This is a genomic window from Glycomyces endophyticus (assembly GCF_039531525.1).
Classification (GTDB): Bacteria; Actinomycetota; Actinomycetes; order Mycobacteriales; family Micromonosporaceae; genus Glycomyces; species Glycomyces endophyticus.
On sequence record NZ_BAAAQF010000002.1, the window covers coordinates 360,330 to 373,083 of the forward strand.

The following is a 12,754-nucleotide window of genomic DNA, read 5'->3' on the forward strand; positions in this document are numbered from 1 at the left end:
CATCCCGCCGATAGCGGATGACGTTTTTGCTATCTACTACAACAGGAGGGGTAGCGAAGTGTCGAATGCGAAGAAGCTACTTGTGGATAACTTCGCGAAGCTCCTGGTCGGGGCTACTGGCGGCGGTGCACGAGCTGGGCTCCGGCCTGGTCCCTCGGGGTGATGGTGATCTGGTCGATGTTGACGTGCGCGGGGCGGGTCGCGACCCATGCGATCGTGTCGGCGATGTCGTCGGCCACGAGCGGGGTCATGCCCGCGTACACCGCGTCGGCGCGGTCCTGGTCGCCCTCGAAGCGGACGAGGCTGAACTCGGTCTCGACCATGCCCGGGTCGATCTCGCAGACGCGGACCGGCTGCCCGAGCAGCTCCATGCGCAGCACCCGCGTGACCGCCGCCTCCGCGTGCTTCGCCGCGTTGTAACCGCCTCCGCCCGGGTACGGCTGGTGGGCCGCGATCGAGCCGACCACCACGACCTGGCCGTCGCCGGACGCGACCAGCTTCGGCAGGAGCGCCTTGGTGATCCGGGCCGTGCCGAGCACGTTCACGTCGTACATCCGCTGCCACGCGTCCAGGTCCGCCCCGGCGATCGAGTCGAGCCCGAACGCGCCCCCGGCGTTGTTCACCAGGACGGCGCACTCGCCGATCTCGGCGGCGAAGGCCGCCACCGACGCCTCGTCCGTCACGTCGAGCGGCAGCGCCCGCCCGCCGCACTCGGCCGCGACCTCCGCGAGCCGGTCGGCCCGGCGGGCCCCGAGGACCACGTCGAACCCGGCCTTGGCGAGCGCCCGGGCGGTGGCCGCCCCGATGCCGCTGCTCGCTCCCGTGACGACTGCGGTCTTCCTGCTCATCGAATCCTCCTCGAACGCGTCCCGGGCCGCGGTCCCGGCCCGGTCCGGACCTTACTCGGCGCCCTCCCCGCGCCCGCGCCGGTTCTCACACTCTGGCCGAGGCGAACGGCACGCCCGGCCGCGCCCGTACCATCGCAACCGACGCTGGTTCCGCGGCGGGCGACCGCCGCGGCCAAGAGGGAATCTGGTGCGAATCCAGGACTGCCCCGCAGCGGTGAGGGGGAACGAAACCCGCCATGAGCACTGGGACCGCGAGGGACTGGGAAGCGGCGGAGACTAGGCGCCGGAGACGGAGCGCCCCCGAGTCCGAATACCTGCCCGCGTCCCGCGCGCGACCGCGCGCGGCCCCGCTGTCGCAAGTTCGAGGGAACTGACACATGAACAACCGCACCGCCGTGCGCTCCACCGCGCTCGGATACCCGCGCATCGGATCGAACCGCGAGCTCAAGCGCGCGCTCGAGGCCCACTGGTCCGGGCGGCTCGACGCCGCCGGCCTGGAGCGGGCCGCCGCCGCGGTCCGCGCCGAGATGCTCGACGACCTGTCCGTGCTCGACGCCGTCCCGACCGGCGTCTTCTCCTACTACGACCACGTGCTCGACACCGCGTTCGCCGTCGACGCCGTCGCCCCGCGCCACCGGCGCGAGGACCCGCTCGCCTCGTACTTCGCCGCCGCCCGCGGCGACGCCGAGGCCGCGCCGCTCGAGATGACCAAGTGGTTCGACACGAACTACCACTACCTCGTGCCCGAGATCGGGCCCGCGACCGCGTTCGCCGCGAAGCCCGAGAAGGCCGTCGCCGAGTTCCTGGAGGCGCGCGAGCGCGGCCTGGACGCCCGGCCGGTGCTCGTCGGGCCCGTCTCGTTCCTGCTGCTCGCGAAGCCCGAGGACGGCGCGCCGGAGGACTTCCGGCCGCTCGACCGGATCGGCGACCTGGTGGAGGTGTACACCGAGATCCTGACCGCGCTCGGCCGCGCCGGGGCCGGGCTCGTCCAGCTCGACGAGCCCGCGCTGGCCGCGGACCGCACGCCTGAGGAGCTGGCCGTCGTCGCCGCGGCGTACCGCCGCCTCGTCGGCACCGCCGAGATCCTCGTCGCGGGCGGCTACGGCCCGTTCGGCGAGTCGCTGCCGGTGCTCCTCGACGCCGGGGTGGAGGGGATCGCCCTCGACCTGGTGCGCGGCCGGTCCGATCTCGATGCACTTGAGACACTGAATGTTTCACGTGAAACATTCATCGTCGCCGGGGTCGTCGACGGGCGCAACATCTGGCGCACCGACCTCGCGAAGGCCGCCGAGGACGTCGAGCGCGTCCGGGCCCTCACCGACCGCGTCGGCGTCGCCTCGTCCTCGTCGCTCCTGCATGTCCCCGTGGACCTCGCGGCCGAGACCGGGCTGCCCGCCGAACTCGTCGCCCGGCTCTCCTTCGCCCGGCAGAAGCTCGCCGAGATCTACGCCCTCACCGATCCCGACGGATCCCGCGAGCCCCGCCCGGCCGCGCCGGACGCCTGGCGCGACGACGCCGTCCGCGCCCGCCTCGCCGGGCTCGGCGACGACGCCGACCGGCGCATTCCCTACGCCGATCGCCGCGCCCCGCAGGCCGAGCGCGTGCCGCTGCCGCCGCTGCCGACCACCACGATCGGCTCGTTCCCGCAGACCGCCGAGCTCCGCAAGGCCCGCGCCGCCCACCGGCAGGGCCTCATGATCGACGCCGACTACCACGCCCGCATGAAGGCCGAGGTCGCCACCGTCATCGCCGAGCAGGAGAAGCTCGGCCTCGACGTGCTCGTCCACGGCGAGCCCGAGCGCAACGACATGGTCCAGTACTTCGCCGAGCAGCTCACCGGGTTCGCCACCACCGCCGCCGGCTGGGTCCAGTCGTACGGCTCGCGCTGCGTGCGCCCGCCGGTCCTCTTCGGCGACGTCGCCCGCACCGCGCCCATGACGGTGCCGTGGACCTCGTACGCGCAGTCGCTCACCGCGAAGCCCGTCAAGGGCATGCTCACCGGCCCGGTGACGATTCTCGCCTGGTCGTTCGTGCGCGACGACCAGCCGCTCGCCGACACCGCCGACCAAGTCGCCCTCGCCCTGCGCGACGAGGTCGCCGACCTCGAAGCCGCCGGGACCGCGATCATCCAGGTCGACGAGCCCGCGCTCCGCGAGCTCCTGCCCGTCCGCGCCGCCGGGCGCGCCGCCTACCGGGCGTGGGCGACCCGGTCGTTCCGGATCGCGACCGCGGGCGTGCGGCCGGACACCGCGATCCACACGCACCTCTGCTACTCCGAGTTCGGCGAGGTCATCGACGCCATCGCGGCGCTCGACGCCGACGTCACCTCCATCGAGGCGTCCCGCTCGAAGATGGAGGTCCTCGCCGACCTCGACGGCGCCGACTACCGCAGCGCGGTCGGCCCGGGCGTGTGGGACATCCACTCCCCGCGCGTGCCCGCCGCCGACGAGATGGCCGCGGCGCTCCGCCTCGCCGTCGCCGCGCTCGGCGCCGGACGCGTCTGGGCCAACCCCGACTGCGGCCTGAAGACCCGCCGCTACGAGGAGGTCGTGCCCGCGCTCCAAGGGCTCGTCGAGGCCGCGCGCACCGTCCGCGCCGAGGCCGCCTAAGACCGGGCCCGCCGCGAGCGGCACCGGCCCCGCCTGCGCATACGCCGCCCGATCGGGCGTCCCGTCCCGCCCGGGACGCCCGATCAGGCCGCCGCGGGTGCGTTGCGGCGGCGCACGACCGGAGCCACGTACCCTTGAGCCGTGGCGATGGACAACTACCGCATCCTGACCGAACCGGTGAACGGCGGCATGTCCGGACTGGCCAAGGCCAGCGCGGACTGGCGGCGGCTCGCGCACAACGTCGAGGCGCTCGCGCGCGTCGCCGGGGTCCCGATGATGGCGATGGTCAAGGCCGACGCGTACGGGCACGGCATGGTCCCGGCGGCGCGGATCGCCGTCGAGGCCGGGGCGGCCCGGCTCGGTGTCGTGACCCTCAAGGAGGCCTGGCAGCTGCGGCACGCGGCCGGGCTCGAGGACGCGCCGGTGATGGCGTTCTTCTTCGCGCCGGACCAGTCCGGGCTCGCGGAGGTCGTGGGCGCCGGGATCGACGTCGGCGTGTCGTCGCTTGCGCAGCTGGAGGCCGCGGCCGCGGCGGGCGAGCGGGCGGGCACTCCGGCGCGCGTGCACTTGAAGGGCGACACCGGGATGTCGCGCGGGGGCGTGGCCGAGCACGAGTGGGAGGCCGTCGCGGAGGCGGCGGCGAAGTTCCAGGCCGCGGGCGCGGTGGTGGTGGCCGGGGCGTGGAGTCATCTGGCGTGCGCCGACGAGCTCGGGCATCCGGCGAACGCGGCGCAGCGGGCCTCGTTCGAGCGGTACCTGGAGGCGGTGGCGGCGGCCGGGCTGGAGCCGGAGGTGCGGCACCTCGCGAACTCGGCGGCGCTGATCGCGGACCCCGGGTCCAGGTACGACCTGGTGCGGCCGGGGATCGCGCTGTACGGGTACAACCCGGTGCCGCAGATCCCGGTGGACCTGAAGCCGGTGATCGAGGTGCGGTCGCAGGTGATGAGCGTGAAGCGGCTCCCGGCGGGGTCGGGGATCTCGTACGGGCACACGCACGTCCTGGAGCGGGACACGAACGTGGCGCTGGTGCCGCTGGGATATGCGGACGGGATCCCGCGGGCGGCGTCGAACAAGGCCGAGGTGTACCTCGCCGGGAAGCGGCGGCGGGTGATCGGCCGGATCTGCATGGACCAGTTCGTGGTCGACTGCGGTGACGACGCCGTGAAGGCGGGTGAGCCGGTGGTGCTCATCGGCGCGGGCGAGCAGCATCCGGACGCGGACGACTGGGCGGCGTGGGCGGGGACGATCCCGAACGACGTGCTGACGGGTCTGGGGGCGCGCATCCCCCGGCTGTGGAACCGGGGCCTGGAGCGGTGAGCGGGGACGAGCCGCGCCGCGGGTCGCGGCGCGCGAAGGGCTGGGCGGTCGTCGGCGGGGTGACCGGCGGGATCGCGGTCGGGGCGGCGCTGGCGTACGGGGTGCCGCGGTATGTGGCGCGGCGGACGCGGGCGTCGTCGAGCGATCCGTACGCGAACGAGCCGTTCGAGATGCCGCCGGTGAACTCGGTGCGGACGGTGGAGACGCGCGACGGGGCGTCGGTGCACGTGGAGACCGCCGGTCCGGAGGACGCGGGTCTGACGGTGGTGCTGATCCACGGCTACATGCAGGACATGGGGACGTTCTACTTCCAGCGGAAGGCGATCGCGGACGCGGTGCGCGGGGGTGTGCGGCTGCGGGCGGTGCTGTACGACCAGCCGGGGCACGGCCGGTCGGGCGGGCTGGTGCGGACCGAGTATTCGATCGACGACTTGGCGGAGATCCTGCGCGACGTCCTGGACGAGGTGGCGCCGCGGGGGCCGCTGGTGCTGGTCGGGCATTCGATGGGCGGGATGACGGTGATGGCGTATGCGCGCCTGTATCCGGAGGAGTTCCGGGAGCGGGTGCAGGGGGTGGCGTTCCTGTCGACGAGCGCGGCGGGTCTGGACACGGTGGAGACGAAGCCGATGCGGGCGCTGCGGCGGTTGCGGCGGACGGTCCTGCCGATGCTGCAGCAGGTCGCGGGGTGGACGCCGGACCTGATCGACCGCTCGCGGCTGCTGGCGGGGGATCTGGGCTGGCTGCTGACGCGGAAGGCGGCGTTCCGGTCGCCGAATCCGCCGGGGTCGATCGTGACGCTGGTCGAGCGCATGAACCGGCGCACGTCGATCCAGTCGATCGTGGGGTATGCGCGAGCTATCCTCGACCACGACTCGACGGCGGTGCTGCCGCAGTTCAAGGGGCTGCCGATCCTGGTGGTGGTGGGCGACGGGGATCCGTTGACGCCGCCGGGGCATTCGCGGCGGCTCGCGGAGGCGCTCCCGGGGTCGCGATTGGAGCTCATAGCCGAGGCGGGGCATTCGCCGCAGCTGGAGTACCCTGGTGAGATCTCACAACTGTTGTTGGAGATGATCGACAAAGTCGCGGCTGAGATCGGTGACGGTCCGCCGCGTCGGGAGGCCCCGCGCGAGGCCGGGCCGGGGCGGCAGCGCCGCTGGCGGCCGTTCCCGCGCCACCACGGCCTCCCGTAGCGGTTATGTGAAGACAGTCAGACGGGCGCCGGCGCGCGGCAGCGGCCGGTCCGCAGAACAGGAGTGAGACGTGAGGCTGACGCTCCAGACAGCCGGAGACACCCAGGAGTTCGGGCTGCGGCTGGCCGCGGTCCTGCGACCGGGGGACCTCGTGATCCTGACCGGCCCGCTCGGGGCCGGGAAGACCGCCCTCACGCAGGGCATCGGCGCCGGGCTCGGCGTCGAGGGGCGCATCACCAGCCCCACGTTCGTGATCGCGCGCTCGCACCGCGCCGGGGCGCCGGGGGTGCCGCTGGTGCACGTCGACGCGTACCGGCTGGAGACCCTGGACGAGCTCGACGACCTGGACCTTGACACCGACGTGGATGCGGCGGTGACCGTGGTCGAGTGGGGCGCGGGCCTGGCGGAGCGGCTCGCGGAGTCGCACCTGGAGATCGCGATCGAGCGGCGCGCGGACGAGGTCCGCGAGGCGGTGCTGCACGCGCGCGGCGGCGACTGGGCGGCGCGCCTGGCGTCGCTGGGCCTGCCGGTGGGCGCGGCCGCATGAGAGTGCTCGCCCTCGACACCTCCACCAGCGCGGTGCAGGCCGCGCTCGTCGACCTCGACGGCCCCGCGTTCGAGCCGGAGCTGTTCCTGACCTCGTTCCGCCGGGAGATCGACGGCCGCGGGCATGTGGAGAAGCTCGGCCCGTTCATCGAGGCGTGCCTCGCGGAGGCGGGCCGGACCGTGCGCGACGTCGACGCGGTCGTCGCGGGCGTGGGCCCGGGGCCGTTCACGGGCCTGCGGGTCGGGATGGTCACGGCGGCGGCGTTCGCCGACGGCGCGGGGATCCCGGTGTACGGGGTGTGCTCGCTGGACGCGATCGGCGGGAACACGCGCGGGCGGGCCCTCGTGGCGACGGACGCGCGCCGCAAAGAGGTGTACTGGGCGGTGTACGAGGACGGCGTGCGCGAGGGGGAGCCGCAGGTCGCCAAGCCCGCGGAGCTGCCGGACACGCGCGCGGACTACGCGATCGGCGAGGGCGCGTCGAAGTACGCGGCCGAGCTCGCCGTCCCGGCCGAGGCCGGCGCGGTGTACCCGGACCTGGTGAAGCTCGTGGAGCTGGCCGCGCCGCGGCTGCTCGACGGGGCGCCGAGCGAGCGGTTGACGCCGCTGTACCTGCGCCGCCCGGACGCGCAGCCCGCGGCCGGCGTCGTCGCGCCGCCCGGGAAGTGACGGCCGCCGAGGCGGCGCCCGCCGCGCGGCCCGGCGTGGTACAGCTTGACGTGATGAACGGTGACGTGAGGATCGAGCGGGTGCGCTGGTGGCATCTGGCCGCGATGGCGCGCATGGAGGCGGCGATCTTCGGGCCGGAGGCGTGGAGCGAGGGCGTCCTGTGGTCCGAGCTCGCGGCCGGGCACGACTACCGGGCCGTCCTCGACGGCGACCGGATCGCCGGGTACGCGGGGACCGCGTTCGGCGACGCGGAGGCCTGGATCAACAACATCGCCGTCGACGAGGCGTACCGGCGCCGCGGCATCGCCGCGATGCTCATGGACGACCTGATCGCGCGTGCGCGCGCGGGCGGCGCGAAGTCGGTGTTCCTGGAGGTCGCGGTCGACAACGGCCCGGCGCAGCGGCTGTACGACCGCTACGGGTTCACCGGCATCGGCGTGCGCAAGAACTACTACCAGCACACCGGCACCGACGCCGCCGTGATGAGGATGGACCTGTGAAGAACGAACCGTTGGTGATGGGCATCGAGACGTCGTGCGACGAGACCGGTGTCGGGATCGTGCGCGGGCACGAGCTGCTCGCGGACGCGATCGCGTCCTCCGTGGACGAGCACGCGCGCTTCGGCGGCGTCGTCCCCGAGGTCGCCAGCCGCGCCCACCTGGAGGCCATGGTGCCGACGGTGCAGCGCGCCCTCGACGACGCCGGGGTGACCCTGGCCGACCTCGACGGCATCGCCGTGACCGCGGGCCCGGGCCTGGCGGGGGCGCTCATGGTCGGCGTCGGCGCCGCGAAGGCGTACTCGATCGCGACGGGCGTGCCGATCTACGGCGTCAACCATTTGAGTGCGCACATCGCCGTCGACACGCTGGAGAACGGGCCGATCCCCGAGCCCGCGATCGGGCTCCTCGTGTCGGGCGGGCACTCCACGATCATGATGGTCGAGGACCTCGCCGGGAAGGTCACGCAGCTCGGCGCGAGCATCGACGACGCCGCGGGGGAGGCGTTCGACAAGGTCGCGCGCCTGCTCGGCCTCCCGTTCCCCGGCGGCCCGTACATCGACCGGGCCGCGAAGGAGGGGGACCGGCGGTTCGTCGAGTTCCCGCGCGGCCTCTCGGCGGCGAAGGACCAGGAGCACCACCGGTACGACTTCTCGTTCTCGGGGCTGAAGACCGCGGTCGCCCGGTGGATCGAGGCGCGCCGCGCCGACGGCGAGGACGTGCCCGTCAACGACGTCGCCGCCGCGTTCCAGGAGGCCGTCTGTGACGTCCTCACCCGGAAGGCGATCCTGGCCGCGAAGGAGCACGGCGTCGAGACGATCCTCCTCGGCGGCGGCGTCGCGGCGAACTCGCGCCTCCGCGCCCTCGCGACCGAGCGCGCCGAGGCCGCGGGCCTGACGCTGCGGTACCCGCGCCCGAAGCTGTGCACCGACAACGGCGCGATGGTCGCCGCGCTCGGCTCGCACCTCGTCGCCGCGGGCGTGGCGCCCTCGGTGATCGACTTCCCCGCGAACTCGTCGATGGACGTCGAGGTCGTCTCGCTCGCGAACACGCTCTGATCGGACCCGGTTGTCGGTGCCCGGCGCTACGGTGTCGGGCATGACCGAACCAGTTCCGTGGGAACCGCCCCTCGCGGGCACCGAGTCCGAGCACCTCCTCGCGATGCTCGAACGCCTCCGCACGACCTTCCGGTGGAAGGCTGACGGCCTCGACGCCGCCGGCCTGAACCAGCGCATCGGGGCCTCGAACCTGACCATCGGCGGGCTCCTCAAGCACCTCGCGCGCGTCGAGGACATCACGTTCGCGTGGAAGATGCGCGGCCAGTCCCCCGGCGAGCCGTGGGTGTCCGCGCCGCTCGAGGACACCGACGACTGGGAGTTCACGACCGCCGCCGACGACAGCCCCGAGTACCTGTACGGGCTGTACGACGCCGCGGTCGGGCGCTCCCGCGAGCGCCTCGCCGCGATCACCGCCGACGGCGGCCTCGACCAGCCCGCGCACTGGGAGTGGCCCGGCCGCGGCCACTTCAGCGTCCGCCGCATCGTCTGCGACCTCGTCGAGGAGTACGGCCGCCACACCGGGCACGCCGACCTCCTCCGCGAAGCCGTCGACGGCCGCGTCGGCGAGGACCCGCCCGAAGACTGGCGCCCCGAGTCCTGAGCCCGGCCCGCGGCCCGGCGGACACCTGCTCGGCGCACCGGTACCGTTGCGGGGCAGCCAGATGTGAGGAGCCGGTATGGGACCTGATCCGCGCGGCGTCGTCGACGCCCTGGCCGACTGGGCCCGCGCCACCGACTGGGTCGAGTGGGTCGAGCTCGGCGGCTCCCTCGGCCGCGGCGCGGGCGACGCGCTCTCCGACGTCGACGCCGGCATCGGCGTCACCTCGCTCGCCGACGGCGACCCTCGCATCGGCGAGGCCCTCCGCGCGGCCACCGGGTTCGCGCCGACCGCCGCGACCCTCGAGCAGGCCCTCGGCGACCTCACCCACCTGATCTGCGTCTACCGCGACGGCCGCCAGCTCTCCCTCGTCGTCTTCGACGCCGCCGCCCGCGCCGGGCTCGCCCCGCAGTCCACCGCCGTCGTCGACAAGCACGGCCGCCTCGCCGCGCCCCTCGACCCCGGCCGCTGGACCCCCGACGCCGGCACCCGCCGCGAATGGGCGTTCCTCGCGTGGATCGCCCTCGGCGACGCCGCCCGCCACCGCCTCCGCGACCACCCGTGGCGGGCCCTCCACGCCCTCACCGACGCCCGCGACCACCTCTGGAAACTCCACGCCGCCGACCTCGGCCTCACCTACCCCGGGTTCGGCGCCGTCACCGCCGAGAACGCCGACGCCCCGCCCCCGCCCGGCATCGAGCGGACCCACCCGAAAGACCTGAGCCGCAACGAGATCCGCGCCGCCATCGACGCCCTCGCCGACCTCCTCGACCCCCACACCGGCCCCGGTCTCCACGACCTTGCCGCCGCCGTCCGGCCCCGCATCGCACTCCTCCACTGAGCCCGCCGCGGCCGCAAGGAGCATTGCCTCCGGGGCCGGAGGGCCAGCGGGAGCCGCTTACGGCCCGCCCCGTCGCCCGGAGCGCCGGTGCCGGTAGACCGGCAGGCCCGCTTCGGGACCGCCTCTCGCCCGCCGCCCCGGTCCGGCCCGCGCCTCCGGTGCCTGTGGACGGCGGCGGCTAGATTCGGGCGCATGACCGACACCGACGAGGCCACCGCGACCGCAGCGCCGACCGAGCACCCGGCCGAGACGACGGCCCGGCGACCCTGGTGGCGCTCGCGCCCGCTGCGGGCCCTGTCGTGGACCGGGACCGCCGGCGTCGCCGCGTACACGCTCATCCGGCTGCTCGGACTGGAGACCGGGTGGCTCCTGGTCACCACCGTCGCGTTCGTGCCCTACTTGGCGGCCGCCGCGCTCCTCGCCGCCGGCGTGCAGGCGGCCGTGCGCCACTGGGCCGCCCTCGCCGTCACCGGCGCCGCGGTCCTCGCGCTCGGCGCGGTCCTCCTCCCGCGCGTCCTCGCGGACGAGCCGGCCGCGGCCGGCGGCGCCGAGTTCACCGTCATGTCCGTGAACCTGTACGTCGGCCAGACCGACCTCGAGAAGGTCGTCGCCCTCGTCGAAGAGCACGGCCCCGACCTGCTCAGCGTCCAGGAGCTCACCCCCGCCGCCGCCGAGCGCCTCGACGAGCTCGGCCTCGACGAGCTGCTCCCCCACGCGATCCTCGAACCCGACGGCCTCGCCGTCGGCACCGGCCTCTACTCCTCGCACCCGCTCGAACGGATCGACACCGTCGGCCGCGACGGGATCTTCTCCCAGATCGGCGCCGAGGTCGACCTCGACGGCGAGGCCGTCCGGTTCATGGCCGTGCACACCGCCGCCCCCGCCTCCCGCGAGCGCATCCCCTTGTGGGAGGAGGACTTCGAGGACCTGCCGCGCCCCGACGGCGGCGCCCCCTGGGTCCTCGCCGGCGACTTCAACGCGACCCTCGACCACGACAACATGCGCGACCTCCTCGACGCGGGGTTCACCGACGCCGCCGAGGCGACCGGCGAGGGCCTGCACCCGACCTGGCAGCCCACCGGCCCCGGCTACTTCGGGTTCGTGAAGATCCCGGCCGTCGCCCTCGACCACGTCCTCGCCGACGAGCGCGTCGCCGTCCTCGACTGGGAGGTCCTGGAGAAGGACGGCAGCGACCACGCGCCCGTCCTCGCGGAGCTGCGGCTCCCGTAGCCTCCTGAAGCGGATTTCAGGTTCGCGATGAATACTGTCGGGCCCGGTCGTCATAGTGGAGGAAGCCATCCGCTGAACCGAAAGGCACCCGCATGCGCCAGCTCATCGTCACCGCGTTCGTCTCCCTCGACGGCGTCATGGAGGCCCCCGGCGGAGAGACTGGGTACCGCAACACCGGCTGGACGTTCAAGGACATCGAGTTCGTCCCCGAGGCCTACGAGCTCAAGGGCCGCGAACAGGACGAGGCCGGCGCGCTCCTGCTCGGCCGCCGCTCCTACGAGGCGTTCGCGCCCGTGTGGCCCACCATGACCGAGGACTTCGCCGGCTACAACTCGATGCCCCGCTACGTCGTCTCCACCACGCTGAAGGAGGAGGACGAGCGCTGGCCCGCCACGATCCTCCGCTCGATCGACGACGTCGCCGCGCTCAAGGAGGGCGAGGGAGCGCCGATCATCGTCAACGGCAGCGCCGCCCTCGGCAAGAGCCTCGCCGACGCCGGGCTCGTCGACCGCTACCACCTGCTAGTCTTCCCGAAGCTCCTCGGCGCCGGGAAGCGCCTGTTCTCCGAGGCCGACCAGGACGCCGTCAAGCTCGCGCTCGTCGAGCACGAGGCGTACGCGAACGGCATCCAGAAGCAGGTCTTCGACGTCGTCCGCTAGGGGACCGCACCGTCGGCGGCCCGCCGCGCGCGTGCCGTGCCGGCTCAGGCGGCCGGGACGTTCCGGGCCCGTGCGCCGATCACGCCGGAGGCCCGGTTCAGGCGGCCGGGGCGTCCCGCTTGAGCGTCAGCCGCCGGCAGGGGATCGACGCGCCGCTGATCTCGGCGGTCTTGCGCGCCCCGTCGGGCTCGAAGCCGTACCGCTCGTAGAAGCGGCCGCTCACCTCGCTGCCCTCCATCATCCACACCCGGACCGGCGACAGCCCGGCCTCGGTCAGCCAGCGCACGCCCTCGTTCATGAGGGCGCGGCCGGCCCCGCGGCTCCAGTGGTCCGGGTGGACGTAGATCGACTGGACCTCGCCGGGGACGCCCGGGGCGGCGTCCTCCTCGGCGGCCTCGTCGTGGTCCCAGGTGAACATGGCGAACCCGATCACGTACGGGCCCTTCTCCGCCACGAGGGTCAGTTCGAGCGGCCGCTTCTGCGCGAGGTGTCGGACGTACCGCTCGGAGGCCTCTTCGGGAAGCCCGGCGAGCACGGCGGCGTCGACCAGGCCGGCGTAGGCCGCGCGCCAGGAGGCGGTGCGGGCCTGAACCATCTCGTCTGCGTCTGCGGGGGTGGCCGTTCGGATCTTCATGTCTACCAACCGTGCCCGAAGGTCCACAAGAAAGCAACCACTCGGGCGCCCGGAATTG

The 12,754-nt window shown here is 73.9% G+C and carries 13 protein-coding genes and 1 riboswitch; of the genes, 11 read left to right on the plus strand and 2 right to left on the minus strand.

Annotation, left to right across the window (positions count from 1 at the left end; genetic code table 11):
• Window positions 1–113 precede the first annotated feature (113 nt).
• Window positions 114–848, minus strand: a complete 735-nt coding sequence (locus ABD419_RS02410; protein ID WP_344481271.1) for an SDR family NAD(P)-dependent oxidoreductase — start codon at window positions 846–848, stop codon at window positions 114–116.
• 128 nt (window positions 849–976) lie between these two features.
• Window positions 977–1,184: riboswitch (cobalamin riboswitch) on the plus strand.
• Between the two features lie 41 nt (window positions 1,185–1,225).
• On the opposite strand from ABD419_RS02410, the gene metE reads away from it, so the two are divergent.
• The 11 genes from metE to ABD419_RS02465 all read left to right on the plus strand — a co-directional run bounded on the left by metE (window position 1,226) and on the right by ABD419_RS02465 (window position 12,062).
• Complete coding sequence (gene metE, locus ABD419_RS02415) at window positions 1,226–3,457, plus strand: 5-methyltetrahydropteroyltriglutamate--homocysteine S-methyltransferase (protein WP_344481274.1); 2,232 nt, start codon at window positions 1,226–1,228, stop codon at window positions 3,455–3,457.
• A 147-nt stretch (window positions 3,458–3,604) separates the two neighbouring features.
• Window positions 3,605–4,774 (plus strand): alanine racemase, encoded by a 1,170-nt coding sequence (gene alr / locus ABD419_RS02420; protein WP_344481473.1) that lies wholly within the window; start codon window positions 3,605–3,607, stop codon window positions 4,772–4,774.
• Window positions 4,771–5,964 (plus strand): alpha/beta fold hydrolase, encoded by a 1,194-nt coding sequence (locus ABD419_RS02425; RefSeq protein ID WP_344481277.1) that lies wholly within the window; start codon window positions 4,771–4,773, stop codon window positions 5,962–5,964. The genes alr and ABD419_RS02425 overlap by 4 nt, the downstream gene beginning before the upstream one ends.
• 70 nt (window positions 5,965–6,034) lie before the next feature.
• The gene (gene tsaE, locus ABD419_RS02430) at window positions 6,035–6,511 is read left to right on the plus strand and encodes a tRNA (adenosine(37)-N6)-threonylcarbamoyltransferase complex ATPase subunit type 1 TsaE (protein WP_344481280.1); all 477 of its coding nucleotides are present in this window, start codon (window positions 6,035–6,037) and stop codon (window positions 6,509–6,511) included.
• Window positions 6,508–7,179, plus strand: coding sequence for a tRNA (adenosine(37)-N6)-threonylcarbamoyltransferase complex dimerization subunit type 1 TsaB (tsaB, locus tag ABD419_RS02435; protein ID WP_344481282.1), 672 nt, complete (start codon window positions 6,508–6,510; stop codon window positions 7,177–7,179). The genes tsaE and tsaB overlap by 4 nt, the downstream gene beginning before the upstream one ends.
• A 53-nt stretch (window positions 7,180–7,232) precedes the next feature.
• The gene (rimI, locus tag ABD419_RS02440) at window positions 7,233–7,679 is read left to right on the plus strand and encodes a ribosomal protein S18-alanine N-acetyltransferase (protein WP_344481284.1); all 447 of its coding nucleotides are present in this window, start codon (window positions 7,233–7,235) and stop codon (window positions 7,677–7,679) included.
• Window positions 7,676–8,734 (plus strand): tRNA (adenosine(37)-N6)-threonylcarbamoyltransferase complex transferase subunit TsaD, encoded by a 1,059-nt coding sequence (gene tsaD, locus ABD419_RS02445; protein WP_344481287.1) that lies wholly within the window; start codon window positions 7,676–7,678, stop codon window positions 8,732–8,734. The genes rimI and tsaD overlap by 4 nt, the downstream gene beginning before the upstream one ends.
• Before the next feature lie 40 nt (window positions 8,735–8,774).
• Window positions 8,775–9,335 carry a mycothiol transferase gene (locus tag ABD419_RS02450; protein ID WP_344481289.1) on the plus strand — a complete coding sequence of 187 codons (561 nt, stop codon included), beginning with the start codon at window positions 8,775–8,777 and terminating at the stop codon, window positions 9,333–9,335.
• Window positions 9,336–9,411: 76 nt separating this feature from the next.
• Entirely contained in the window at window positions 9,412–10,173 is a 762-nt protein-coding gene (locus ABD419_RS02455; RefSeq protein ID WP_344481292.1) for a hypothetical protein, read from the plus strand.
• A gap of 192 nt (window positions 10,174–10,365) precedes the next feature.
• A complete protein-coding gene (locus tag ABD419_RS02460) occupies window positions 10,366–11,403 on the plus strand; it encodes an endonuclease/exonuclease/phosphatase family protein (RefSeq protein WP_344481294.1) in 1,038 nt (345 codons plus the stop codon).
• A gap of 92 nt (window positions 11,404–11,495) precedes the next feature.
• Window positions 11,496–12,062, plus strand: coding sequence for a dihydrofolate reductase family protein (locus tag ABD419_RS02465; protein WP_344481296.1), 567 nt, complete (start codon window positions 11,496–11,498; stop codon window positions 12,060–12,062).
• Window positions 12,063–12,159: 97 nt separating this feature from the next.
• Here ABD419_RS02465 and ABD419_RS02470 read toward each other — a convergent pair whose 3' ends face one another.
• Window positions 12,160–12,696, minus strand: a complete 537-nt coding sequence (locus tag ABD419_RS02470) for a GNAT family N-acetyltransferase (protein WP_344481298.1) — start codon at window positions 12,694–12,696, stop codon at window positions 12,160–12,162.
• Window positions 12,697–12,754: the final 58 nt, after the last annotated feature.

What these genes read in the sequence shown, in the direction of transcription:
- ABD419_RS02470 (WP_344481298.1), bottom strand. Translation starts at nt 12,696, where the DNA reads ATGAAGATCCGAACGGCCACCCCCGCAGACGCAGACGAGATGGTTCAG.
- alr (WP_344481473.1), top strand. Translation starts at nt 3,605, where the DNA reads ATGGACAACTACCGCATCCTGACCGAACCGGTGAACGGCGGCATGTCC.
- ABD419_RS02465 (WP_344481296.1), top strand. Translation starts at nt 11,496, where the DNA reads ATGCGCCAGCTCATCGTCACCGCGTTCGTCTCCCTCGACGGCGTCATG.
- metE (WP_344481274.1), top strand. Translation starts at nt 1,226, where the DNA reads ATGAACAACCGCACCGCCGTGCGCTCCACCGCGCTCGGATACCCGCGC.
- tsaB (WP_344481282.1), top strand. Translation starts at nt 6,508, where the DNA reads ATGAGAGTGCTCGCCCTCGACACCTCCACCAGCGCGGTGCAGGCCGCG.
- rimI (WP_344481284.1), top strand. Translation starts at nt 7,233, where the DNA reads ATGAACGGTGACGTGAGGATCGAGCGGGTGCGCTGGTGGCATCTGGCC.
- ABD419_RS02410 (WP_344481271.1), bottom strand. Translation starts at nt 848, where the DNA reads ATGAGCAGGAAGACCGCAGTCGTCACGGGAGCGAGCAGCGGCATCGGG.
- ABD419_RS02460 (WP_344481294.1), top strand. Translation starts at nt 10,366, where the DNA reads ATGACCGACACCGACGAGGCCACCGCGACCGCAGCGCCGACCGAGCAC.
- ABD419_RS02450 (WP_344481289.1), top strand. Translation starts at nt 8,775, where the DNA reads ATGACCGAACCAGTTCCGTGGGAACCGCCCCTCGCGGGCACCGAGTCC.
- ABD419_RS02455 (WP_344481292.1), top strand. Translation starts at nt 9,412, where the DNA reads ATGGGACCTGATCCGCGCGGCGTCGTCGACGCCCTGGCCGACTGGGCC.